Below are 24,453 nucleotides of genomic sequence, written 5' to 3'. Positions count from 1 at the left end.
CGCTTACACCTTCGACACAAGAGGACGGCCGAGCAGGCCTTGGGGCCGAAAGACCAGAACGAGAACGAGCAGCGAGAAGCTGAAAACGTCTTTGTAGTCCGAGTTCACCAGACCTGAGAACAGCGACTCGGAGATCCCGAGAATGATCCCGCCGAGCATGGCGCCAGGCAGCGAACCAATCCCGCCGAGTACCGCAGCGGTGAACGCCTTGATGCCGATGACGAAGCCTGCGTAGAAGTCGAACGTGCCGTAGTTCATGGTGATCAACACGCCGGCCAGGGCCGCCATTGCTGCACCGATGATGAACACATAGGAAATCACTCGATCGGTGTTGATCCCTAGAATCGAGGCCATCTTGCGGTCTTGCTGGGTCGCGCGGCACATGCGGCCGAGCTTGGTGTACTTGATGACGTAGGTCAGCAGGCCCATCCCGACAAACGCGGCGACCAGAATGAAGATCTTGGTGTAGGTGAGTTGTACGAAGCCGCTCCCGACTTCAACTCGCCATGCACCGGTCAGCAGTGTAGGTACGCCTTGTTGACGGGCGCCCTGGGCGATCTGTGCATAGTTTTGCAGGATCAGCGAAATACCGATGGCGCTGATCAGCGGTGCCAGTCGTGTGGAGTTGCGCAACGGTTTGTAGGCGACGCGCTCGATGACCCAGCCATACACCGCCGTGACGATGATGGTGAAGACCAGGGTGCCGAGCATCAGCAGAGGGAAGGATTCAATACCGAAGTAAGCCAGCAGAGCCAGACTGATTGCCGCGAGGTAAGCGGAAATCATATAAACCTCGCCGTGGGCGAAGTTGATCATGCCGATGATGCCATAGACCATTGTGTAGCCGATGGCGATCAGGCCATAGACCGACCCGAGGGTCAGGCCGTTGACCAGTTGCTGCAGGAAAATACCATCCATAACGCAATCTCACGCATTTGAGAGACTGCACAGAAGCGGGTTGCAACGGACCGGGGTTCAGCCGCCGGCGCAACACGGTTGTGTGCAGCTCTACGAGAAAAGACAGGTACTGCACGGACATGTTGATTGATCTGCCCGGTGCACCAGGCCCCGGGCAGATCAGCAGTTCATATCACTTCTGTTTTTCCAGCTGGTGGTATTTGCCGTCCTTGTCCCACTGGTAAACCACGTAGTCGGAGACTTTCAGGTCGCCTTTGCTGTCCCAGGTCTTCTCGCCCATGACGGTTTTGACTGGGTTCTTCTTCAGCCACGCGGCAGCGTCTTCGCCCTTGTTGGACTTGGCGCCGTTGAAAGCTGCAGCCAGGGTTTGAACCGAAGCGTAGGCGTACAAGGTGTAGCCTTCAGGCTCGGTGCCTTTTTTGCGGAACTCGTCCACTACCGTCTTGCTGTCCGGCAGCAGGCGCGGGTCAGCACCGAAGGTCATGTACACGCCGTCAACGTTTTGCGGGCCACCGGCGGTGGTCACCAGCTCATCGGTCACGATGCCGTCATCGGACATGAACTTGACGTCTTTGAGGCCTTGTTCACGCAGTTGGCGAACCAGTGGACCGGCTTCCGGGTGCAAGCCGCCGAAGTAGACCACGTCGGCACCGGCCGCACGGATCTTGGTCACCACGGCGCTGAAGTCTTTCTCGCCGCGGGTCAGGCCTTCGTACAACACTGGCGTTACGCCGCGCTTGACCAGTTGTGCCTTGGTGGCGTCCGCCAGACCTTGACCGTAGGTGTCTTTGTCGTGCAGCACCACGACTTTCTTGCCTTTGAGCACGTCGACGATGTAGTCGCCGGCCACGATGCCTTGCTGGTCGTCACGACCGCACATACGGAACATGGCGCTCAGGCCGCGTTCGGTAACTTGTGGGTTGGTGGAGCCTGGAGTGATCGCGATGATGCCCGCTTCGTCGTAGATCTCCGAAGCCGGGATGGTCGAGGAGGAGCAGAAGTGACCGACTACGCCAGCGACTTTCTGGTTGGTCAGGTCCTTGGCGACCGTCACAGCCTGTTTCGGTTCGCAGGCGTCATCGCCTTTGACCAGTACGATTTTTTCCCCGTTTACGCCGCCCGCTGCGTTGACCGCATCGGCCGCAGCCTGTGCACCCTTCATGTACTGCTCGCCAAATGCCGCGTTGGCGCCTGTCATAGGTCCCGCCACACCGATTTTCACATCAGCCTGTGCAAACGCAGAAACACCCAACGCAGTTGCCACTGCGAGGGCCAAAAAGCCTTTTTTGTAAAACGTCTGGGACATGAGGTGGTGCTCCAAGGTTTTTTTTTAGTTGGCACTGCGACTTCCTGAATGCTCAGAGCAAGGGCCGTGCCATCGGTTTTTTATTCTGAAAAAAGTCGCTGCTTTATTGTTATTTCGACTGTTTCGATCCCATTTTCATTGGGCGTGCAACCGTCTAAACCGCGGAAGGTGAAACCATTTATTTTTAAAGGCGCAACCCGAGCGCGCCATCATTGCAACCGCGGCGCCAAACGACGTGCAACCAGCCTGTAACAACGTGCGTCACCGAAGTGCACACTGCTGGTGCGCAACTGCTACAACCCGCACCTTTTACAGGCTAGCCGCTGCGCGAAAAAGCGCCGCTTTCAGCAACAAATTTCAACAATCAAATAACGATCCGCAGGCACTGGCCTGCGTGATACAGCGAGAATCCGGCCTCGTACAGACAGCTGCGCAATCCCACACCCGCCAATGGCTGCATGGGCGCAAAGGGAATCGGCAGCGCTTGAGGATTACCGTTACACAGATAATCGGCAAAGGCTTTACCGACCACCGTGCCAGTCGTGACGCCCCGGCCGTTGTAACCGGTGACTGCCACTAAACCGGGCGCTGGCTCGAACAAACGCATCAAATGATCGGGGGTGAAGGCGATGCAACCGGTCCAGGTGCACTCCCATTCCACCGGTTTGAGATAAGGAAAATAGTGCTGCTGAACCCGGTCGGCCCAGGCTTTGAGAAACCAGGTCGGTTTCTGATTGCCATTACCGAGACTGCCGAGCAGCAGACGGCCGTCCTTATCGCGACGAACACTGCTGAGGACCTGGCGGGTGTCCCAGGAACCCTGGCCACCCGGGAGAATTTGCTGCGCAGCCTCTTCGGTCAGCGGGACCGACGCCACTTGATAGTAATAACCGGGGAAGAAGTTACGCCGCAATTGCGTCCAGTCACCTTCGGTGTAGGCGTTGGAGGCAATCACGACTTGCTCGGCAAGCACCGAACCCTGAGCGGTTTGTACCGACCAGCGCTGGCCCTGACGTTCGAGTCGGGTCACCGGGGAATGATCGAACAACTGACCGCCCAGACCGATGGCCGCTTTGGCCAGCCCCGTCGTGTAAGCCATTGGGTTGATCGTGCCGGCTCGACGATCGAGCAGCGCAGCGGCGATCTTTTTGGTGCCCGTCGCTTGTTCGCAGGCTTGACCGGTCAGCAGTTCCACCGGCGCGCCACGACGTTTCCATTGTTCTTCACGACTGCGTAAATCCGCTTCGCCACGGGCGTTGTGCGCCATGTGCAGCGTGCCTTCGCGACGCAGCTGGCAGTCGATGTTGTACTTATCCACAAGGCTGAACACCAGGGACGGTGCCGCACCGAGCATGCGATTGAGCTGACTGCCGACCGCCTCGCCGAAACCGGCCTCGATCTCGTCCGGTGGAATCCACATCCCGGCATTGACCAGCCCGACGTTGCGCCCCGATCCGCCATGACCGGCGCGATGGGCTTCCAGCACACAGACGCTTTTGCCTTTTTCCAGCAGATGCACCGCCGCCGACAGACCGGTAAAACCGGCGCCGATGACGCAGACATCGACCGTCACCTCGCCCTTGAGCGCCGTGTTGTCAGGCCTTTGCGGCGTCAGTTTTTCCCACAGACACTCTTCGCGTAACGGCATTGCCAGACTCCAACAGAAACCTAACAAAAACATTCATTGAATGTGGATGATCTATGTGGCGAGGGGATTTAGCGAATCGTCGCACCGCCCCGTTGGGCTGCGAAGCGGCCTCAAATAATGGGACTGCTGCGCAGTCCAACGGGGATAAATCCCCTCGCCACAAAAGCTCGCTCCCACAGGGGATCACTGCTTGGCTCAACCTCAGTCGAACGTAATGCCTTGAGCCAACGGCAACTCCAGCGAATAGTTCACGGTGTTGGTCTGACGGCGCATGTAGCCGCGCCATGCATCGGAACCGGATTCACGACCGCCGCCCGTTTCTTTCTCGCCGCCAAACGCCCCGCCAATTTCCGCGCCGCTCGGGCCGATGTTAACGTTGGCGATGCCGCAGTCGCTGCCCACCGCCGACATGAACTGCTCGGCTTCACGTACGTCAGTGGTGAAGATGCACGACGACAGGCCTTGTGGCACGGCGTTGTTCAGGCGCAGCGCTTCGTCGAAGTCCTTGTAACCGACCACGTACAGAATCGGCGCGAAGGTTTCGTGGCAAACCACATCGCTCTGCTCCGGCATTTCAACGATGGCCGGCGAGACGTAATAAGCGTTAGGGAATTTGTCTTCCAGTTGGCGCTTGCCGCCGAACACCCGGCCGCCTTCGCTCAAGGCCTGCTCAAGCGCGTCCTGCATGTTTTCGAAGCTGTGTTTGTCGATCAGGGGACCGATCAGATTGCCTTCCAGAGGGTTGCCGATACGCACTTTGGAGTACGCGGCTTTCAGGCGGGTGACGATTTCTTCTTTCACCGATTCATGGGCAATCAGGCGACGCAACGTGGTGCAACGCTGACCGGCAGTGCCGACGGCGCTGAACAGGATGGCTCGTACGGCCATGTCGAGGTCCGCGCTTGGGCCGAGGATCATTGCGTTGTTGCCGCCCAGTTCCAGAATGCTACGAGCGAAACGTGCAGCGATTTTCGGCGCCACTTCACGGCCCATGCGGGTGCTGCCGGTGGCGCTGATCAGCGCGACACGAGGGTCATCGACCAGGGCTTCGCCGGCATCGCGACCGCCGATGATGACTTGGCTCAGGTGCGGCGGCGCGTCGCTGAAGTTCTTCAATACGCGGTCGAACAGTGCCTGGCAGGCCAGTGCGGTCAGTGGAGTTTTCTCCGACGGTTTCCAGATCACCGGGTTGCCGCAGACCAGCGCCAGCGCGGTGTTCCAGGCCCAGACTGCGACCGGGAAGTTGAATGCGCTGATGACGCCAACGACGCCCAGCGGGTGCCAGGTTTCGCGCATGTGGTGGCCAGGACGCTCGGAAGCGATGGTCAAACCGTACAGCTGACGGGACAGGCCGACGGCGAAATCGCAGATGTCGATCATTTCCTGAACTTCACCCAGACCTTCCTGAGTAATCTTGCCGGCTTCCCAGGACACCAACTCGCCGAGGTCGGCCTTGTACTCGCGCAGGATATCGCCCAGTTGGCGGACCAGTTCGCCACGGCGCGGGGCCGGGACCTTGCGCCACAATTCGAACGCATGATCTGCACGACTGATGTGCTGCTCGACTTCAGCGGCGCCTTCCCAGTTCACGGCGGCGATCTGGCTGCCATCGATCGGCGAATGCACCGGCACTTTGCCGTTCTGGTACAGGGCCGGGTTCACACCAAGACGATCAAGCAATGCGGCAACCATGGGTCACTCCTCAAGCAAAAAACAGAAAACGTGCAGCCGGATTGATTCGGCTGGTGAGGCCTGTAGTTTTAGCGCTCCCGACGTTACCCAACAAACGACCTTTAAGAGAGATATCATTCCGTTTATTCATGCTGCGAATTGCTGGTAAGAAAGAAACAAGAAAAAGGACAACCCATGCTGAATAAACGCTACTTGCCATCGATCACCGCGCTGCAGTGTTTTGAGGCCGTCACCCGGCATTTGAGCTTCACCCGGGCGGCTGAAGAGCTGAACCTGACCCAGAGCGCTGTGAGCAAACAGGTCGCGCAACTCGAAGAATTGCTGCAGCACCTGTTGTTCCGCCGGGTGCGCCGACGCCTGCAAATGACCCCGGCCGGTGACTTGTACCTGGTGGAGGTAAGAAAAATCCTCACACAGGTTGAGATGTCGACCCACTACCTGCGCTCCTACGGCGGTGAAACCGAAGTCCTGCGCGTCTCGACGCCTCCGACCTTCGGCGCGCGCTGGCTGGTGCCACGTCTGAAAGGCTGGCGTCTGCGCCATCCCTCGATCCACCTGGACCTGTGCAGCGAACAGGAAGCCGACGATCTGTTGCAAGGCCGCAGCGACCTGGCGTTTTATTTCGGCCAGGGCTCACGACCCGGCACTGAATGCCTGAAGCTGTTTGGCGAAGAACTGGTGCCGGTCTGCGCACCGGGCAGCCTGCCGGACACGCCGTTCACCGATCCAACGCAACTCACCGACCTGGTGCTGCTGCAAAACGCCTCCCGGCCCCAGGCCTGGCACGACTGGTTCGACAGTCAGGGCTACCACACCGAACACAGCTACCACGGCCCGCGCTTCGAAACCTTTTATATGTGCATCCGTGCAGCCCAGGTCGGCTGCGGTGTGGCGCTGTTGCCGCGTTTTTTGGTGGAAGAGGAATTGGCCGACGGCAAACTGGTCATACCCTGGCAGCACGCGATGCCCAGCACCGATGCCTATTACCTGGCGTATCCGGAGCACTCGGCGGAAGTGCCGAAGGTGCGGGATTTTGTGAAGTGGATGCTGGAGCAGATTGATAGCCCGGAGACAGCACAAATTTAGGGTTACACCACAATACCTGTGGGAGCGAGCCTGCTCGCGAAGACGGCGGCACATTCAACATAGATGTGACTGAAAGACCGCTTTCGCGAGCAGGCTCGCTCCCACAGCAAACCGTGGCGGTTTAAAAAATCACTGGCAATCCTTACTGCTGATATGCGCCACTAGCCCCATTCATTGAAACAGCTGCAACGTCGCTGCCACGGGCCGCGGCCAGCCTGGAGAACCCCCATTATGAGCGAGAGCGTGTTTGGCGATCGCATCGTGCAGAACCTGCTCGACACCGACTTCTACAAACTGACGATGATGCAGGCGGTGCTGCACAACTACCCGAACGTGGAAGTCGAATGGGAGTTTCGTTGCCGTAACAGTGAAGATTTGCGCCCGTACCTGGCGGAAATCCGCTTCCAGATCGAGCGCCTTGCCGAATTGAGCCTGAGCGCCGACCAGTTGAGTTTCATGGAGCGCATCAGCTTCATGAAGCCGGATTTCCTGCGTTTTCTCGGGTTGTTCCGCTTCAATCTGCGCTACATCCACACCGGTATCGAAAACGGCGAGCTGTTCATCCGCCTGCGCGGGCCATGGCTGCACGTGATCCTGTTCGAAGTGCCGCTGCTGTCCATTGTCAGCGAGGTGCGCAACCGCTATCGCTACCGTGAAGTCGTCCTGGAACAGGCGCGTGAGCAGCTCTACCGCAAGTTCGACTGGCTCACCGCCAACGCCAGCGCGCAGGAATTGTCCGAATTGCAGGTCGCCGATTTCGGCACTCGTCGTCGCTTCTCGTACCGCGTGCAGGAAGAAGTGGTGAACGTGCTCAAGCACGATTTCCCCGGTCGTTTTGTCGGCACCAGCAACGTGCACCTTTCACGGGAACTGGACATGAAACCGTTGGGCACCATGGCCCACGAATGGATCATGGCCCATCAGCAACTCGGCCCGCGGCTGATTGACAGTCAGATTGCCGCCCTCGATTGCTGGGTCCGCGAGTACCGTGGCCTTTTGGGGATCGCCCTCACCGACTGCATCACCACCGATGCCTTTCTCAGCGATTTCGACCTGTACTTCGCCAAACTATTTGACGGCCTGCGCCATGATTCCGGGGATCCGGTGCTCTGGGCGGAAAAGGCCATCGCGCATTATCACAAGCTGGGTATCGACCCGATGAGCAAGACGCTGGTGTTCTCCGACAGCCTGACAATGCCCAGGTCCCTGGAGATTTTTCGGGCGCTGCGCGGTCGGATCAATGTCAGCTTTGGTATTGGCACCAACCTGACGTGCGATATTCCGGGTGTCGAACCGATGAATATCGTGCTTAAAATGGCCGCCTGCAACGGCCAGCCCGTGGCAAAGATTTCCGATGAGCCTGGCAAGACTCACTGCAAAGACCCGAATTTCGTCGCCTATTTGCGACACGTTTTCAAAGTACCTGCTGCCATTTCCAGCACATCAAGCAAGGAGTGAATTCATGCAAGCCGAACAGCGTGAGATTGCTGAACAGCTCAAGGTCCAACCGCCGTTCGCCGACCAGGCCGCCCTCGAGGCTGAAGTCACCCGGCGGATTACCTTCATCCAGGATTGCCTGGTCAATTCCGGGCTCAAGACCTTGGTGCTCGGCATCAGCGGCGGCGTCGATTCCCTGACCGCCGGTCTGCTGGCCCAGCGTGCCATGCGCGAACTGCGCACACGCACCGGCGACAACAGCTACAAGTTCATCGCCGTGCGCCTGCCGTACGAAACCCAGTTCGACGAACACGACGCCCAGGCCTCGGTGGATTTCATCGCCCCGGACGAGCGCCACACCGTGAACATTGGCCCGGCGGTCAAATCCCTGGCCAGTGAAGTCGCAGCGTTTGAAGGCAAGCACGCAGTCTCGGTGGATTTCGTGCTCGGCAACACCAAGGCGCGGATGCGCATGGTCGCCCAATACACCATCGCCGGCGCAGCCCACGGCCTGGTGATCGGCACTGACCACGCGGCGGAAGCGGTGATGGGCTTCTTCACCAAGTTCGGTGATGGCGCGTGCGATCTGGCGCCACTGAGCGGTCTGGTGAAAAACCAGGTCCGGGACATCGCCCGCAGCTTCGGCGCGCCGGAGTCGCTGGTGGAAAAAATCCCCACGGCCGACCTGGAAGACTTGTCGCCCGGCAAGCCGGATGAAGCGTCCCACGGCGTGACCTATGCCGAGATCGACGCGTTCCTGCACGGCGAACCGGTGCGCGAGGAAGCGTTCAAGATCATCTGCGACACCTATAAAAAGACTCATCACAAGCGAGTGATGCCGTTTGCACCTTGATTGGGCGAACAGACAGGCACAAAAAAAGCGTCCACTTGGGACGCTTTTTTTATGCGTGCAATTCGATTACTTCAGGACAACAGTGCCTTTCATCATCGAGATGTGGCCCGGGAACGAGCAGAAGAAACCGTAGCTTTCGCCAGCAGCCAGTTTCGAGATGTCGAAGGTCACCGAATCCGTTTCGCCAGCACCAATGATTTTGGTATGCGCGATGATGCGAGCATCACCTTCTTTCAGGTAGTTCTTCTCGATACCTGCACTCAGACCATCGGTGGCAATTGGCTGCATATCAGCTGTTTTACTCAGCACCCAGTTATGCCCCATGACGTTTTTCGGCAGGCTGCCGGAGTGTTTCAGCTCCACGGTGAACGTCTTGCAGCTCTTGTCGATGCTGATTTCCTTGGTATCGAAGGACATCTGGTCAGTCGAGTCGACAGTGACCTTGCACTCGGCAGCCATCAATTGGCTGCTGGCCAGTGTCAGCAGGGATACTGCAACAAGTTTGGCAAACATGGTGAATCTCCAAGGCAGGGTTAATAAAAGTGCGAATGGACAGAAGACTGCCTGAAAACTTCGTAAGTTCCTATGACCTGAATCAAAAATTGTATACAACTTTCGGGCTATGACACCTATCGAAACAATCTACCAGCCAGACGTCTGGGGCGGCCCTATCATCAGCTCGTCCTCACCCATCTGGAGCGTCAGTCATGTCCCTTAACAGCCTGTTGCGCAGTTTGCTCGCCGCCTATGCCTGTGGCGCCAGCGGAACCTTTGAAACACCTGAACGCGAAGTGTAGACCTTGGAACGCCGCGTGCCTGCCTTTACTCTGTGACCATCCTGACCATGGAGTAAGGCATGTCTTTAGCGTCCGTTTGTGTATTTTGCGGTGCCAGCACTGGCACCAACCCGGCTTATCGTGAAGCGGCTGTCGCCTTGGGGCGAGCATTGGCCGAGCGTAAGCTGACTCTGGTCTATGGCGGCGGCGCCGTCGGGCTGATGGGCATCGTCGCCGATGCTGCGCTGGAGGCCGGCGGTGAAGTGATCGGGATCATCCCGCAAAGCCTCAAAGACAAGGAAATCGGTCACAGCGGCCTGACTCGCCTGGAAGTGGTCGACGGCATGCATGCGCGCAAGGCGCGGATGGCCGAGCTCAGCGACGCCTTTATCGCCCTGCCCGGCGGCCTGGGCACGCTGGAAGAACTGTTCGAAGTCTGGACCTGGGGCCAGCTCGGCTATCATGGAAAACCGCTGGGGCTGCTGGAAGTGAACGGTTTCTACAGCAAGTTGACGTCTTTTCTCGATCATATCGTCGGTGAAGGCTTCGTTCGCGAACCGCACCGTGACATGCTGCAAGTGAGCGAATCGCCGCAAACCCTGCTTGATGAACTGGATGCCTGGCAGCCGACAGTGGTGCCAAAATGGATCGAGCAAAAACCCAGCTAACGGCTGGGCATCGATACAGGGCAGAATACGCGCCGCTCAACCTCACCTTCGACCCCAGAGGATCGCCCATGGCTAAACCCAATTATTCCTTCGCCAAACGTCAGAGAGACTTGGCCAAGGAGCAGAAGAAAGAGGAAAAGCTTCAGCGCAAGAAAGCTACAGCTGAAGAAGAAGCCGCCGCACTGAACCCGGATGCAGAAGGTGAAGTGGCCGCAGAAGACGCTGTTGAAGCACCGAAAGATCAGGCGCCCGACGCCTGAGACCCTCAGGGCCCGATGATCTGATCAGGCCCACCGGATCTGTGTCCAGGGTCAGCAGTTCTTTTGCTGACCCTCACAGTCCCATCTGAAATGTCCCCTCCAGAACTGACTTGCACATTCCCATGTGGGAGCGAGCCTGCTCGCGATGACGGCGGCACATTTAGCAATTATTTGACTGATACTCCGCTATCGCGAGCAGGCTCGCTCCCACAGTGGATCGTGGTCACTCCAACGGCATCACTGTGACGCGGACTTCCGGGTCATGATTACCGCCACCCAGAATCACCCCGCGCAACGGCGATACATCGGAAAAATCCCGGCCCCAAGCCAAGGTGATGTGTTCCAGCGCCGGCTGCACGTTGTTGGTCGGGTCGAAATCCACCCAACCGAGCACCGGGCAAAACACTGAAACCCAGGCATGTGACGCATCGGCGCCGATCAGGCGCGGCTGGCCCGATGGTGGCCGGGTCAGCAGGTAGCCGCTGATGTACCGCGCCGCCAACCCACGGGAGCGTACGCAGGCGAGCATCAGGTGAGCGAAGTCCTGACAAACACCGCGCCGGCGCTCCAGCACTTCCACCAGCGGCGTCGCCACTTGGGTCGCCTCGGCATCGAAGGTGAACTCGCTGAAGATCTTCTCCATCAGCGCCTGAACACCCAACAGTAGCGGCCGACCCGATGGAAAGCAGCTTTCGGAAAACTCGACGAAGTTGCGCTTCAAATGCACGTAGGGCGATTCGAACCGGTAACGACACGCTTCCAGCAATTCGGGGGAAAGCGGCTGACTGCTGTAGGTCAGCGCGTTGCGGGTTTCTTCCCACGCCGGGGATTGATTGAAATCCAGCGCAGGCCGGGCCAGCACTTCGACGGTGAGCCGGGCATTGACCAGCAATTCATCATGAGGCCGCTCGAACGCCAACCGGGTCAGCGGATTACCGAACACATCCAGTTCATCGCGGCGGGTCGTCGGGTCGGGGCTGATCTGCAATTGTTGCTCGGTGCAGCGCTGCCAGGCACATGCACGCGGCCACAGGTGCGCGAGCTGCTGAGCCAGGGACACCGGGCTGTCGTAGTGATAATGGGTGTCATGGAGAATCTGGTAATGGGCGCTCATCAGACGGACACCGTGCGCTGGCTGACGTCATCGACGTGGGCAAAGTGGCGCAGGGCCAGACGATCCGACACTTGCCCACTGGCGTCGGCGATCTCTTGCAACAGATCGGCCAGCCCCTCAATGGCGGCCCGAACGCTGGCTGCGCCGAACAGCGAGTTCTCCAGGCACCCCAGATCGAACTGTGCCAGGCGTTCCACCAATTGCGGCAACCCCGCTTCGCGAGGCACGCCGAAGTCGTCATTCAAGCGTTTCAAGGTACGAGTCACCAGTTTCAACTGAAACAGCACGGCATGGGGGTTCTGCTCGTCGAGCAGCAACAGGTCAAGCACCGGGATCAATTGCGCCACCGCCAGATAGCGCGATCGGTAGGTGATGCTGCTGTTGCCCAGTTCCAGCAGCCACTCCAGCCCGGCCTGATCAAAAGCACCGGCGCCGCGCAGAAATGCCGCCAGGCTGGCGCTGAGAAATTGCAGACGTTCGATCCGTCGGCCGATCATCAGGAAGCGCCAGCCTTCGTCCCGGGTCATGTCGTCGAGGGCGAAACCGGATAACGCCGCCAGGGACATCACCAGACGGTTGAGGAAATCCAGCAACTCGCCGAAATCCGGCTCTTCGGCTTCCAGCTCCAAGGCCTCGCGCTGCAGCTCCACCAGCGCTTGCCAGTTTTCCCGCGAGAGCTTGCCGCGCACCTGCGAGGCCGCCCACTGCAAACGCTGCAGGTTGGAGCGCAGGCTGAACGACCAGTCATCGCCGAGCAATGCCGCCAGCAAACGCTCCGGCAACTCCCCTTCATCGGGCAACAACATCAACCGTTCGCCCAGATCGACCGCCGCCTCCAGGGCTTGCGGGTCATCGCCATCGACATACCGCGCCAGCATGATTCGCAGCAGCCGCGCGCTGTCATCACAGCGTTCGCAATAACGGCCGAACCAGAACAGGTTTTCCACCACCCGCGACGGCAGGTACGGATCACGTCTTACCAGGTCGTGCACACCGATCGTGCGTTGGGTTTTCCATTGCTCACCGCTCGGCGGGCGATCGCCCAACACCCAGGTGTCTTTGCTCGCGCCACCGCGCTGCATCGACACCACTTCGGCGTCAGCCTCGGCGGCAACCCGGGTAAGGCCGCCGGGCAACACCCGATAGCCCTCACGGCTGGCCACTGCGTACACGCGCATGCCAATGGCCCGAGGTTGCAGATAACCGTCTTCAGCCTGCCAGATCGGCGCTTGAGAGAGCTGAGCCAATTCTTGCGCGACATAGGCGTAAGGCCGGGCCTGCATGCGCTCAGCCAGTTCCTGACGCTGTTTTTCACTCAAATCACGGCCAAATACCGGAGCAAAGCTCTGTGACGGGAAAGCCGGTTTGATCAACAACTCCGGCAATTTTTCCAGGGCCTGGGCCAGCACCGGCGCTTCACCGCACCACCAGGTCGCGATGGAAGGCAGGATCAATTCTTCACCGAACAGGAATTGATTGATCTTCGGCAGGAAGCCCAATAACCCCGGCGACTCCAGCACGCCGCTGCCGAGGGCGTTGGCCACCAGCACCCGACCTCGGCGTACCGCTTCCAGCAACCCCGGCACACCAAGGGCCGAGTCAGTGCGCAGCTCCAGCGGATCGCAGAAGTCATCGTCGAGCCGCCGCATGATCGCGTGGACCCGGCGCAGTCCGCTCAAGGTTTTCAGGTAAACCGTGGCATCACGAACGGTCAGGTCGCCGCCCTCTACCAGTGGGTAACCGAGCTGGCGCGCCAAATAGAGGTGTTCGAAATAGCTTTCGTTGAAACGTCCCGGCGTCAGCAGCACGATCAGCGGCGCGTCGTCATCACTCGGCGCCTGACGGGCCAGGGTTTCCTGAAGCGTGCGGAAAAATCCAGCCAAATGCTGCACTTTCAGGTCGCGGTACAGCTCGGGAAAGGCCCGGGACACGATGGTGCGGTTTTCCAGCGCATAACCGGCGCCGGACGGTGCTTGCGTCCGATCCGCCGTGACCCACCAGCGACCGTCGGGCGTACGCGCCAGATCCACGGCGTACAGATGCAGAAAAGCCCCGTCGGGTGGCGTAATGCCCTGACAGGGCCAGAGGAAATTGTTGTGACCGAAAACCAGCTCGGCAGGCAGCAGACCCTCAGCGATTAACCGTTGCGGGCCGTACAAATCTGCCAGCACAGCATTGAGCAAGCGTGCCCGCTGAGCGATTCCGGCCGATAACTGCTGCCATTCATCAGCTGCAATCACGTGCGGCAGCAGATCAAGCTCCCAAGGTCGATCCGCCCCCTTGGGATCGGCGTAGACGTTATAGGTCACGCCGTTTTCCTGGATCTGCCGGGTCAGCAGCGCCTGACGCTGCACCAATTGTGTTGGTGTGCTGCGTTGCAATTGGTCGAACAACCGACGCCAATGCGGGCGCACCGCGCCGCTGTCGTCGAGCAGTTCATGATAAGTGCCCGCCGTCAGCGGGTAGCGGTCAAGCAGGTCAGGCATGGAAAGCTCGGCAGACAGCAAAGAACGGTCAGACTAACGCAGGCTCATAACGCCCGGATATACGAAAAGTCCGAGCGTCGCGTACGGTTTAGAAACGTCGTAAATCGAGAGTCATCGGTAGCTCGTCGTTAATTTCCATATTGGGTATAGGAAGTTTCCCAGGCGTATGTCCGATGCGGAAAAAACGCGCCATTCGACGGCTCTCTGCCTCATTGGCGTTCACCGGCAAGCTGTCGTAGTTGCGCCCGCCCGGATGGGCAACATGGTACTGACAGCCACCCAGCGAGCGCTGCATCCAGGTGTCGAGCAGGTCGAACACCAGTGGCGCGTGGACCGGAATGGTCGGCTGCAGGCAGTTGGCCGGTTGCCAGGCGCGAAAGCGCACGCCAGCGACAAACTCGCCGACTCGCCCGGTGGGTTGCAATGGCACTGGAATACCATTGCAGGTCAGAAGATAACGCTGCGGCGGCAGACCCGTGAGTTTGACCTGCAAGCGTTCCAGCGACGAATCCACATAACGCACCGTGCCGCCGGCTGCGCCCTCCTCACCCAGCACATGCCAGGGCTCCAGCGCCTGGCGCAATTGCAGCTCGATCCCGCTGACCGCGTAATCGCCGACCTTGGGGAAACGAAACTCCAGATGCGCCGCAAACCACTCGGCGCGCACGGGATAACCGGCGGCATTAAGGTCGACGATGACGTCGGCGAAATCCTGTTCGATAAAGTGGGGCAACAGGAAACGATCGTGCAGTTCCGTGCCCCAACGCGCCAGTTTCGGCGGCGCATAAGGTTCGCGCCAGAACCGCGCCACCAGCGCCCGCAGCAACAACTGTTGCGCCAGGCTCATGCGCGCATGGGGCGGCATTTCAAAGGCGCGCAATTCGAGCAACCCCAGACGCCCCGTCGCCCCATCCGGTGAATAAAGCTTGTCGATGCAGAACTCGGCACGGTGCGTGTTGCCGGTCACGTCGATCAGCAGGTTGCGCAGCAACCGATCCACCAGCCACGGCGCGCACTCCTCGCCCGGTTCAGGCATCTGGGCAAAGGCGATTTCCAGTTCATACAACGCATCATTGCGCGCTTCATCAACCCGTGGCGCCTGAGACGTCGGGCCGATGAACAATCCGGAAAACAGGTAGGACAAGGACGGATGGTTATGCCAGTAGCTGATCAGACTGCGCAGCAAATCCGGGCGACGTAGAAACGGTGAGTCAGCCGGTGTCGCGCCGCCCAGTACGAAATGGTTACCGCCGCCGGTGCCGGTGTGCCGGCCATCGATCATGAATTTCTCGGTGGTCAGTCGGGTCTGGCGCGCTTGTTCGTAAAGAAATTCGGTGCGTTCGACCAGTTCATCCCATGTGGCGGACGGCTGCACGTTGACCTCGATCACACCCGGGTCGGGCGTGATCCGGAAGTTGCTCAGGCGCGGATCGCTCGGCGGTTCATAGCCTTCCAGCAACACCGGGCAATGCAATTCTTCGGCGGTGGCTTCGATGGCGCTGACCAGTTCCAGATAATCCTCGACCCGCTCCAGCGGCGGCATGAACAGGTACAACCGCCCTTCTCGTGCTTCCGCACAGAACGCCGTGCGGGTCAGCCAGTCGGCGGATTCGTCGAGCTTCGGCGTGCGTTCATCAGCAACCGCAGGCTCGCCTTGGCTCTGAAGCTGTGCCGTGTCGGGCAGTGCAGGGAAATCCTGATTCGGGTCCACAGGATGAATGAACGGGTACTCCGCCGCTTTCACCCAAGGCTGCGAGCCGAGCGGCAAGCGATAGCCCAGCGGCGAATCCCCCGGCACCAGTCGGCAATGCTCATCGCGCAGATACCAGCGACCGCTTTGCCATTGATCACCCTTGGCGGTGCGCGCCAGCGGCAGGACCTGGCCGATGACTTTGTCCAGCCCCTGGCTGAAGACTTTGCGCAGGCGCGCACGTTCCAGAGGCTCTTCAAGACGTGAGTCTTTGGCGCTGACGTTCTGCGGCAAAGTGCCTTCGCGCCAGAGGTAATAGAAATTGTCTTCGTAGGCCGGAAACACAAAACGTGTCGGAATTTTCAGGCGTTCGGCGACACTCGCCAGAAAGCGTCCGGCCAACTCGCCATTGGCACCGTAGTCTTGCTGCTCATCGGCAATCAACGCGCTGTTGTGCCAGATCGGTACATCGTCGCGGCGCCAGTAGCAGTTCAGCGACCAGCGCGGCAATTGCTCTCCGGGGTACCACTTGCCCTGACCGAAATGCACCAGACCTTTGGGCGCGTAGTGCTTGCGCATGCGCTGGAACAGTTCGGCGGACAGACGCCGCTTGTCGGGCCCGAGTGCGGCGGTGTTCCACTCGGCGCCGTCTGGATCGTCGATGGAAACAAACGTCGGTTCGCCGCCCATGGTCAGGCGTACGTCACCTTCCAACAGGTCGGCATCGATCTGCCGACCCAAGGCCTGGATCGCCAGCCACTGGTCTTCGCTGTAGGGTTTTGTTACCCGTGGCGCTTCCCAAATCCGCTCCACGGACATTTCGTGGGTGAATTCGCACTCGCACGGTTCAACCAAGCCACTGATCGGTGCCGCAGAGCCCGGATCGGGACTACAGGCCAACGGAATGTGTCCTTCACCGGCAAACAGCCCAGAGGTCGCGTCCAGGCCGATCCAGCCGGCACCGGGCAAATAGACCTCACACCAGGCATGCAGGTCGGTGAAGTCCACGTCAGTGCCCGACGGGCCGTCGAGGCTTTTGACGTCGGCGGTCAGTTGAATCAGGTAGCCGGAGACGAAACGCGCCGCCAGACCGAGGTTGCGCAACAGCTGCACCAGCAACCACGCGGAGTCGCGGCAGGAACCGGAGGCATGTTCCAGGGTGTGTTCGGGCGTTTGCACACCCGGCTCCATGCGGATCAGGTAGCCAATGTCTTCGCTCAGGCGCTGGTTGAGTGCGACGAGGAAATCGACGCTGGGCAGCGGCGTGCGGTCGATGCCATCCAGATACGCTTTGAACTTTGGCGTCAGGGGCAAGGTTTCCAGGTACGGCGCCAGCTCTTTGCGCTCATCCGCGGCGTAGGCGAAAGGGATCTTTTCCGCGTAGGGCTCAAGGAAGAAGTCGAACGGATTGAAGACCGCCATCTCCGCCAGCAGATCGACTTCGATCCGCAGCTCATCGGTTTTCTCCGGGAACACCAACCGCGCCAGGTAATTGCCCTGGGGGTCCTGCTGCCAGTTGATGAAATGCTGCTCGGGCGAGACTTTCAGCGCGTAGGACAGTATCCGCGTGCGACTGTGGGCGGCCGGGCGCAGGCGAACGATCTGCGGACCGAGCTCGACGGCGCGGTCGTAGCGGTAATGCGTGACGTGGTGCAATGCGACATGGATCGACACGGCGTGCCTCCTGCGAGCCTTAAGCGTATTGGAAAGCGCGCAAGACTTATGCCATCCAGCAGCGCTGGCGCTTTCTCCGTTTACTTGAGGCAGTACAGCACCAAAATCGGGCGATGCGGGAATTTGGTTTGGGGCAGTTGCACGGAAATGTTGCGAAGGGAGGGTTGGGGCTTGATCGTTCCCACGCTCCCGCGTGGGAATGCAGCCCGTGACGCTCCGCGTCACTGGACGCGGAGCGTCCCTAGAGGCATTCCCACGCAGAGCGTGGGAACGATCACGCCAACCCGAAGGTTGGCGTTTTGTTCAGCTCAAGCGAGGTTTAGCGCGGTACAACCGGCTTGCGCGCAGGCTTCGGACCCTTGCCTTTGGCCGCGTCCTTGCGATCCTTGGCCGCCTGCTGGTTGCGGGCGAATGCCGCTGCCTTGGCCTGTTCACGCTTGTCCCACGGATTGCCGCCATCGCTGGCGCGCGGTGGCAAGCCCGTGTGCTGGGTCAGGATCTTGGTGGTCTTCTCACCCGCAACTTTGTGACTGCCAGCCGGCGTCGAGTTCTTGCGACGGGCGCTCTGGTAGCTGTCGGTCGCCGGTTGGTGCAGCGGGATCAACTGGTTCTTGCCCGGCCCGATCAGGTCGGCGCGGCCCATGCGGGTCAGCGCCTCACGCAGCATCGGCCAGCCTTTCGGGTCGTGATAACGCAAGAAGGCCTTGTGAAGACGACGCTGCTCTTCGCTCTTGACGATGGTTACGGCGTCACTTTTATAAGTGACTTTGCGCAGCGGGTTCTTGCCCGAGTGGTACATCGCAGTGGCGGTGGCCATCGGCGACGGGTAGAACGCTTGCACCTGGTCGGCACGGAAGCCATTACCCTTGAGCCACAGGGCCAGGTTCATCATGTCTTCGTCGGTGGTGCCCGGGTGAGCGGCGATGAAGTACGGAATCAGGTACTGCTCTTTCCCGGCTTCCTTGGAGTACTTCTCGAACATGCGCTTGAACTTGTCATAGCTGCCAATGCCCGGTTTCATCATCTGGTTGAGCGGACCTTCCTCGGTGTGTTCCGGGGCGATCTTCAGGTAACCACCGACGTGGTGGGTCACCAGCTCTTTGACGTATTCCGGCGACTCGACCGCGAGGTCGTAGCGCAGACCGGAAGCGATCAGGATCTTCTTCACACCCGGCAAGGCACGGGCGCTGCGGTACAGCTGAATCAGCGACGAGTGATCGGTGTTCAGGTTCGGGCAGATGCCGGGGAACACGCACGAAGGCTTGCGGCACGCGGATTCGATTTCCGGGGTCTTGCAGGCGATGCGGTACATGTTCGCGGTCGGGCCGCCGAGGTCGGAAATGACGCCGGTGAAGCCGGGGACCTTGTCGCGGATCTCTTCGATTTCGCGAATGATCGACTCTTCGGAACGGTTCTGGATGATCCGGCCTTCGTGCTCGGTGATCGAGCAGAAGGTGCAGCCGCCGAAGCAGCCACGCATGATGTTCACCGAGAAGCGGATCATGTCGTAGGCCGGGATCTTTTCCTTGCCGTACGCCGGGTGCGGAATGCGCGCATAGGGCATGCCGAACACGTAGTCCATTTCTTCGGTGGTCATCGGAATCGGAGGCGGGTTGAACCAGACGTCGACTTCACCGTGCTTCTGCACCAGCGCACGGGCGTTGCCCGGGTTGGTTTCCAGGTGCAGCACGCGGTTGGCGTGAGCATACAGAACCGCGTCACCGCGGACTTTCTCAACCGAAGGCAGACGAATCACGGTCTTGTCGCGAGTCATCTTCGGGCTGGCCAGAATCTGCACGACCTTGGCTTCACTCGGGTCTTCAACCGGACCTTTTTCCTGCTCGATGGCGCAGGCTTGGGTGTCCTGGGTGTTCACGTACGGGTTGATGATCTTGTCGATCTTGCCCGGACGGTCAATACGTGTGGAATCGATTTCGTACCAGTCTTTCGGGGTGTCGCGACGAATGAATGCGGTACCGCGTACGTCGGTGATGTCTTCGATCTTGTGACCGTAGGACAGACGCTGGGCGACTTCGACGATCGCACGCTCGGCGTTGCCGTAGAGCAGGATGTCGGCGCTGGCGTCGATCAGGATCGAGTTGCGAACCCGGTCCTGCCAGTAATCGTAGTGGGCGATGCGGCGCAGGGACGCTTCGATGCCACCGAGAACGATCGGCACGTTCTTGTAGGCTTCCTTGCAACGCTGGCTGTAAACCAGGCTCGCGCGGTCCGGACGTTTGCCCGCCATGCCGCCAGGGGTGTAGGCGTCATCGGAGCGGATTTTTTTGTCGGCGGTGTAGCGGTTGATCATCGAGTCCATGTTGCCGGCCGCGACACCGAAGAACAGGTTCGGCTCGCCGAGCTTCATGAAGTCGTCTTTGGACTGCCAGTTCGGCTGGGCAATGATCCCGACGCGAAAGCCTTGCGACTCCAGCAGCCGGCCGATGATTGCCATGCCGAACGACGGATGGTCAACGTACGCATCACCGGTGACGATGATGATGTCGCAGGAATCCCAGCCAAGCTGATCCATCTCCTCCCTGCTCATCGGCAGGAATGGCGCTGGACCGAAACATTCGGCCCAGTACTTGGGATAGTCAAATAACGGCTTGGCTGTTTGCATGACGATGACCGGTGTTGAGATGAAAAATCGCGGGCGCGGAATATAGCACAAAAAATAACCAATTCCGACAACAGCGGTCGGCTTTTACCCTCAGGCCTGCCCCCTTGACCGATACAGCACATTTCGCTGGGCACAGGTCACTACATAGAGATTCTTCAAGCAAAAAACCCGCGAGTAATCTGGCGCTTCAATTATCAGACTGGCTTATCCAGAGCCACGGAGCGCCCTTGAACGATTCGACTTTACACAATACAACCCCCGCACCTACCCCTGCGGCCCTATCTGCTCACGCAAGTTTCATCCAGAGCAAGCTGCCTGGCTGGCTAGTCGAGGGATCCGCCGAACAACGCAAAACGTTTCGCGCTTGCCTGCTCAAAAGCAATGCCGCCAGGCAGGCGTTGGCCTCAGTCTTCGAGGATCTGAAAAACCCCGTGAACTTTGCCCGATCCTTGTTGAGTGAAAAGCTTACAGGGCACCTGGGATCGCTGGACGCTGAAAAATCCACACTGCTGCGCGAGTGGAAGAACTCCCATCTCCTGGGGCTGATCAAAACACATCATAAAACCACCGAACAAACGCTTGTAGACGCCGCTTTGCAGAACTTCGAACCTTCCGAAGCCCAGAGCGGTGGCTTTGAAGCGGGATCGGCCATCTATTTGTCCGGGTACGTCGAAAAGAAAAAAAGCGCTGTCAGCCCAGAAAACTTCGCCGGGGTTTGTCGCGAGCTGGACATCGGCATGCAGTACCAGAGACACATCAGCGAAATACTGGAACCTTGCGCAACGGCGGGAACAACCGCCACTCACTCGGCAAACCAGATAAAGGCCCTGATCAGGAACGACGATCAAAATACTTTTGAGGCGGCGATCCACATCGCCCTGATGAAGAAATCCATCAACAAAGATCTTTACACGCTATTACTCGAACTGAGCCACGCCGGCAGCCACAAGGACTTGATCTGTTCACAGCTGACTCTGGACGGCATAGCCCTTCCGGGCATCGTGATACTTCGGGATAAATGGCCTCAGATCAAACACGTCCTTTACATTCCCGATGATCCCGATAACGCGATCAAACGATATGACTCATATAACGCGCTTCAAAAAGCCTTGGCAATTAAGCTGGACACACCCTCTTACCGCAAATTCTTCAATCGCTTCATTCCGTTTGAGCGCCAGGGAACGCCGCTGACCACAGGCACTTTGTGGTCAGGCGAAACCCGCCTTAGTAATCCGTCTTTTGCCAAACCCTTAGTGCGTGTCGATATGGCCGGTGACATCTATGAAACGGCCTTCAAGCAACGCATTGCCCACCTGAAAGCTGATGCACGTGTGCTGGCGGTCCCCACGGCAGAGGCCAACACCGCCGGCAGCTTGAAAAAACGTCAGGAGCTTGAGGCAGCAGGAGAGTCGCTGTTATTTTTCGCCGCGTCCTTCATACCGGTCATCGGTGAAGTGATGCTGGCGGTAACAGCGTTGCAGTTACTTCACTCGGTCTATCACGGCGTTGCCGCCTGGAGTCGTGGCGATACCGATGAAGCGTTGAATGATCTGCTCGACGTCGCAGACGCCGCGGCTCTGGGCATCATCACGGCCGGCGCAATAAAAACCACCGGGATCGCCACTCACCTGGTGAAAATCAGGTTGAGCGACAATAGCGAACGACTCTGGCACCCCGATCTGATGCCCTATCGGAATACACTTCAACTCCCTGAAAACATCCATCCCAACGCTCAAGGTTTGTATAAACACAACGCAAAAACCTATGTAGCACTGGAAGACCATTTCTATGAAGTAAAGGTCGACATCGCCACCCGGCAGTGGGAGCTGCAACACCCTTCTGATCCAAACGGGTATGCACCACAGATGGTACAAAACGATGCCGCCGGATGGCGCCATCTGCACGAGGCCCCGCACACTTGGGATGGGTTGAAACTGATCAGGCGTCTTGGCCCTGTCGCACGCAATATCCGCCAAGAAGCCGTCGAGCCCATTCTGCTGGTCTGCGGATTAGACAGATTGGCTCTCATTGAACTTCATCTGAACACCCAACGTCCGCCGGCCCTGCTGACCGATGTGTTGAAGCGCTTTGATTTGAGGCAGGAAATAAATGATTTCAAGATAGAACGCAGCAAAGGTACTAAAACCGGCACTTACTCACCGTTCATCTTGCTGCACCTGCTCACCACACTGAGCGGCTGGCCAACCACTCGATACCTGACCGTAGTCGACGGGACTGAAACACTCTTTGCTTTTGGTGACTCCGCCGATGCAACACTGCCAGAACTTAGATTGACCTACGCCCAACTCAGAAACGGCGAACTGACTGACGCTGTTGTCGAGAAGCTGGAAACTGAAGAGCTCAGTGAGCTGCTCAAAGAGCTGGCGCCCTCCACTGCCTCTAACGCAGAGCGCCTGGCACAGTGCCTCGAGATCAAACTTGCGGCGACAAAAGCTCTGCTGTTTTCAAAAGTTTATGCGCTGACCGATCAACCGGAAAACTCGATACAGGAACACATTCGCACCAAGTATCCAACGCTGCCAAAAAGCTATCTGCAACAAATGACACTTAGCCTCAGCACACTGGAAAAACAACAAATCGTGCGCAAAGGGCAGTTGCTGCCACTCATGGAAAAGGAAGCAGCCGAATATTCCAAAGAAGTCGAAACCGCACGTACTTATGAGGGGCTTTATCTTGATTCGGCTCGCCCGCTCGACACCGACAAACTCATCCTCACGAACCTCAAGCACTTGCCTCACTGGGCTGACTCGGTGCACATCGAAATGCGTGATGCAACCCTCAACGGCACATTGCTGAGCAGCGTCGGCAGTGACACAGCCGTTCATCGCAGAGTTCTGGTTCGAGTAGGCACGCAGTACAGGGCTTATGATGCTGCGGGAAATTCGCTTAATGGATTGGCCGACCTCTATACCTCGATCAAAGCGGCCCTGCCTGAAGCCGAGCGCTTTGCCATTGCCAATCGCTGGACTGACCGTGTCAAAACCGCGCTCAACAACGTCATTGAGCATTTACACAAACAACCTTTGGCTATTCGGGAAGCTGATGCGTCATGGGCTACCGAGCCCGTCACTCCAGGCGTGCCTCTTGATACCTATTTTGCCCGGCAAGAAACACCGACGAACCTGTCGTTGCGCGCAGATGGCGTTTATGAACAGCGCCCCCTACAAGGTGGCACGCACACGTATTACGTGCAGGAAAACCGCCTGTACTATCAAGTGCAATACGCCAAACCGGGTTGGCAAGTCATCGATGCGCGCAGCCCCTATCGAGCGTACAAGCCCTATGTGCGGAAAAAGGCTGGGGGTGGTTGGGAGATCGATACCGATAGCGGCTTACCGGGCGGCACTCCGGGCGTTGGCTCGTCCAGGCACCTCGATATTCCGGAGGAGGCAAGCGGCAGCTATCACAGCGCCACCGAATACATCATGCCTGTGCCATTCACTGCCGCCGAACGCGAGCGAATGTCCAGCATCAGATCCTTTCAACAGGCCATCAACACACGCGGCAAATATGATCGCGCCAACAACGGCCGTTACCCCCTCAGGGACTTGAAAGGGCAACCGTTACGCATCAAAAAAATTCAGCAGCAGGCCAGATCGGCTGATGGGGGTACCCGCTACCAGGCCGCGGCAATCAAACCTTACATTCAATGGGAGGGCTTCGAAGACGTAGCCAACCTGTACGAAGAGAAGCTGGCGCTACGCACATTCACCGCCGCCGACTGCAAGATGCCTGAGGAAAGGACCTTGATCGGGCAAGACATGGTGAGCAACAAAAAGCCGCTGGTTAAAGGGGAGATTCTTGGGGTCTATGGGGGAGGATTGATACCCGGTTATGTCGGTGTCGCCAGAAAGGACCCATTCCTCATCGATGTACTGCCCGGGAAGCTGTTCACCCACGCCCGACCTTCTACCGTTCTGTTGTCTGGAGACAATGTGCTGTCCCGAATGAATACTCTCTTCGAGTATGAACAGGGCAAGCCGGCACGACAGGCAACAACGGGTTACAACGTCGAAGCCGTGCCGTTCGATGTGGTGGTTCAAGCCCAAGGCGCAGGCAAGGAAAAATACTTGCTGTACGCCTTCTTTGCCACCGACGACATTCCCGTCGATAACGAGCTGCGTTGGAACTATGGCTACACCGAGCAAGCGATCAGAGCCCTGTTCGCCTGAAACACAGCTATCAACCGGACACCCTTGAC

15 protein-coding genes are annotated in these 24,453 nt (G+C 58.8%); 6 read left to right on the top strand and 9 right to left on the bottom strand.

Translation table 11 applies throughout. From position 1 onward, the window contains the following. Nucleotides 1-3: 3 nt before the first annotated feature. The 4 genes from IB252_RS19780 to IB252_RS19765 all read right to left on the bottom strand — a co-directional run bounded on the left by IB252_RS19780 (nucleotide 4) and on the right by IB252_RS19765 (nucleotide 5,564). Nucleotides 4-918 carry an ABC transporter permease subunit gene (locus IB252_RS19780; protein WP_111449241.1) on the bottom strand — a complete coding sequence of 305 codons (915 nt, stop codon included), beginning with the start codon at nucleotides 916-918 and terminating at the stop codon, nucleotides 4-6. Nucleotides 919-1,090: 172 nt separating this feature from the next. Then, entirely contained in the window at nucleotides 1,091-2,224 is a 1,134-nt protein-coding gene (locus IB252_RS19775; RefSeq protein ID WP_111449242.1) for a branched-chain amino acid ABC transporter substrate-binding protein, read from the bottom strand. A gap of 364 nt (nucleotides 2,225-2,588) precedes the next feature. Beyond that, on the bottom strand, nucleotides 2,589-3,872 hold the full coding sequence (locus IB252_RS19770; RefSeq protein WP_192409992.1) for an NAD(P)/FAD-dependent oxidoreductase: 1,284 nt from the start codon (nucleotides 3,870-3,872) through the stop codon (nucleotides 2,589-2,591). Nucleotides 3,873-4,073: 201 nt separating this feature from the next. Further along, complete coding sequence (locus IB252_RS19765) at nucleotides 4,074-5,564, bottom strand: aldehyde dehydrogenase family protein (RefSeq protein ID WP_008153370.1); 1,491 nt, start codon at nucleotides 5,562-5,564, stop codon at nucleotides 4,074-4,076. 174 nt (nucleotides 5,565-5,738) lie between these two features. On the opposite strand from IB252_RS19765, the gene IB252_RS19760 reads away from it, so the two are divergent. The 3 genes from IB252_RS19760 to nadE all read left to right on the top strand — a co-directional run bounded on the left by IB252_RS19760 (nucleotide 5,739) and on the right by nadE (nucleotide 8,940). Further along, on the top strand, nucleotides 5,739-6,650 hold the full coding sequence (locus IB252_RS19760; RefSeq protein ID WP_074873261.1) for a LysR family transcriptional regulator: 912 nt from the start codon (nucleotides 5,739-5,741) through the stop codon (nucleotides 6,648-6,650). A 231-nt stretch (nucleotides 6,651-6,881) separates the two neighbouring features. Beyond that, nucleotides 6,882-8,108, top strand: coding sequence for a nicotinate phosphoribosyltransferase (gene pncB / locus IB252_RS19755; RefSeq protein ID WP_192409991.1), 1,227 nt, complete (start codon nucleotides 6,882-6,884; stop codon nucleotides 8,106-8,108). A 4-nt stretch (nucleotides 8,109-8,112) separates the two neighbouring features. Further along, entirely contained in the window at nucleotides 8,113-8,940 is an 828-nt protein-coding gene (gene nadE / locus IB252_RS19750; protein ID WP_111449245.1) for an ammonia-dependent NAD(+) synthetase, read from the top strand. Between the two features lie 66 nt (nucleotides 8,941-9,006). Here the strand turns inward: nadE and azu are convergent, their stop codons facing one another. After that, nucleotides 9,007-9,453 carry an azurin gene (azu, locus tag IB252_RS19745; protein ID WP_111449246.1) on the bottom strand — a complete coding sequence of 149 codons (447 nt, stop codon included), beginning with the start codon at nucleotides 9,451-9,453 and terminating at the stop codon, nucleotides 9,007-9,009. A gap of 343 nt (nucleotides 9,454-9,796) precedes the next feature. Here azu and IB252_RS19740 point away from each other — a divergent pair, with 343 nt between their 5' ends. Together IB252_RS19740 and IB252_RS19735 are read left to right on the top strand one after the other, a co-directional pair. After that, complete coding sequence (locus tag IB252_RS19740) at nucleotides 9,797-10,384, top strand: TIGR00730 family Rossman fold protein (protein ID WP_192409990.1); 588 nt, start codon at nucleotides 9,797-9,799, stop codon at nucleotides 10,382-10,384. A 68-nt stretch (nucleotides 10,385-10,452) separates the two neighbouring features. After that, the gene (locus IB252_RS19735; protein ID WP_008157021.1) at nucleotides 10,453-10,644 is read left to right on the top strand and encodes a hypothetical protein; all 192 of its coding nucleotides are present in this window, start codon (nucleotides 10,453-10,455) and stop codon (nucleotides 10,642-10,644) included. Between the two features lie 223 nt (nucleotides 10,645-10,867). Here IB252_RS19735 and IB252_RS19730 read toward each other — a convergent pair whose 3' ends face one another. From IB252_RS19730 to IB252_RS19715, 4 genes are all read right to left on the bottom strand, one after another. Further along, the gene (locus IB252_RS19730) at nucleotides 10,868-11,758 is read right to left on the bottom strand and encodes a transglutaminase family protein (RefSeq protein WP_192409989.1); all 891 of its coding nucleotides are present in this window, start codon (nucleotides 11,756-11,758) and stop codon (nucleotides 10,868-10,870) included. Further along, nucleotides 11,758-14,244 carry a circularly permuted type 2 ATP-grasp protein gene (locus IB252_RS19725; RefSeq protein ID WP_192409988.1) on the bottom strand — a complete coding sequence of 829 codons (2,487 nt, stop codon included), beginning with the start codon at nucleotides 14,242-14,244 and terminating at the stop codon, nucleotides 11,758-11,760. Before IB252_RS19725 ends, IB252_RS19730 begins: the two co-directional genes overlap by 1 nt. An 88-nt stretch (nucleotides 14,245-14,332) precedes the next feature. Next, nucleotides 14,333-17,608, bottom strand: a complete 3,276-nt coding sequence (locus IB252_RS19720) for a DUF2126 domain-containing protein (RefSeq protein WP_192409987.1) — start codon at nucleotides 17,606-17,608, stop codon at nucleotides 14,333-14,335. A 319-nt stretch (nucleotides 17,609-17,927) separates the two neighbouring features. Beyond that, complete coding sequence (locus tag IB252_RS19715; RefSeq protein WP_111449251.1) at nucleotides 17,928-20,231, bottom strand: YgiQ family radical SAM protein; 2,304 nt, start codon at nucleotides 20,229-20,231, stop codon at nucleotides 17,928-17,930. Nucleotides 20,232-20,458: 227 nt separating this feature from the next. Between IB252_RS19715 and IB252_RS19710 the strand changes: the two genes are divergently transcribed. Beyond that, nucleotides 20,459-24,424, top strand: coding sequence for a dermonecrotic toxin domain-containing protein (locus IB252_RS19710; RefSeq protein ID WP_192409986.1), 3,966 nt, complete (start codon nucleotides 20,459-20,461; stop codon nucleotides 24,422-24,424). Nucleotides 24,425-24,453 lie beyond the last annotated feature (29 nt).

The sequence above is a fragment of the Pseudomonas sp. PDM10 genome (assembly GCF_014852295.1).
Lineage (GTDB): Bacteria > Pseudomonadota > Gammaproteobacteria > Pseudomonadales > Pseudomonadaceae > Aquipseudomonas.
Note: the sequence above shows the minus strand (reverse complement) of the source record. Positions and strands in the feature narration are given on the sequence as shown.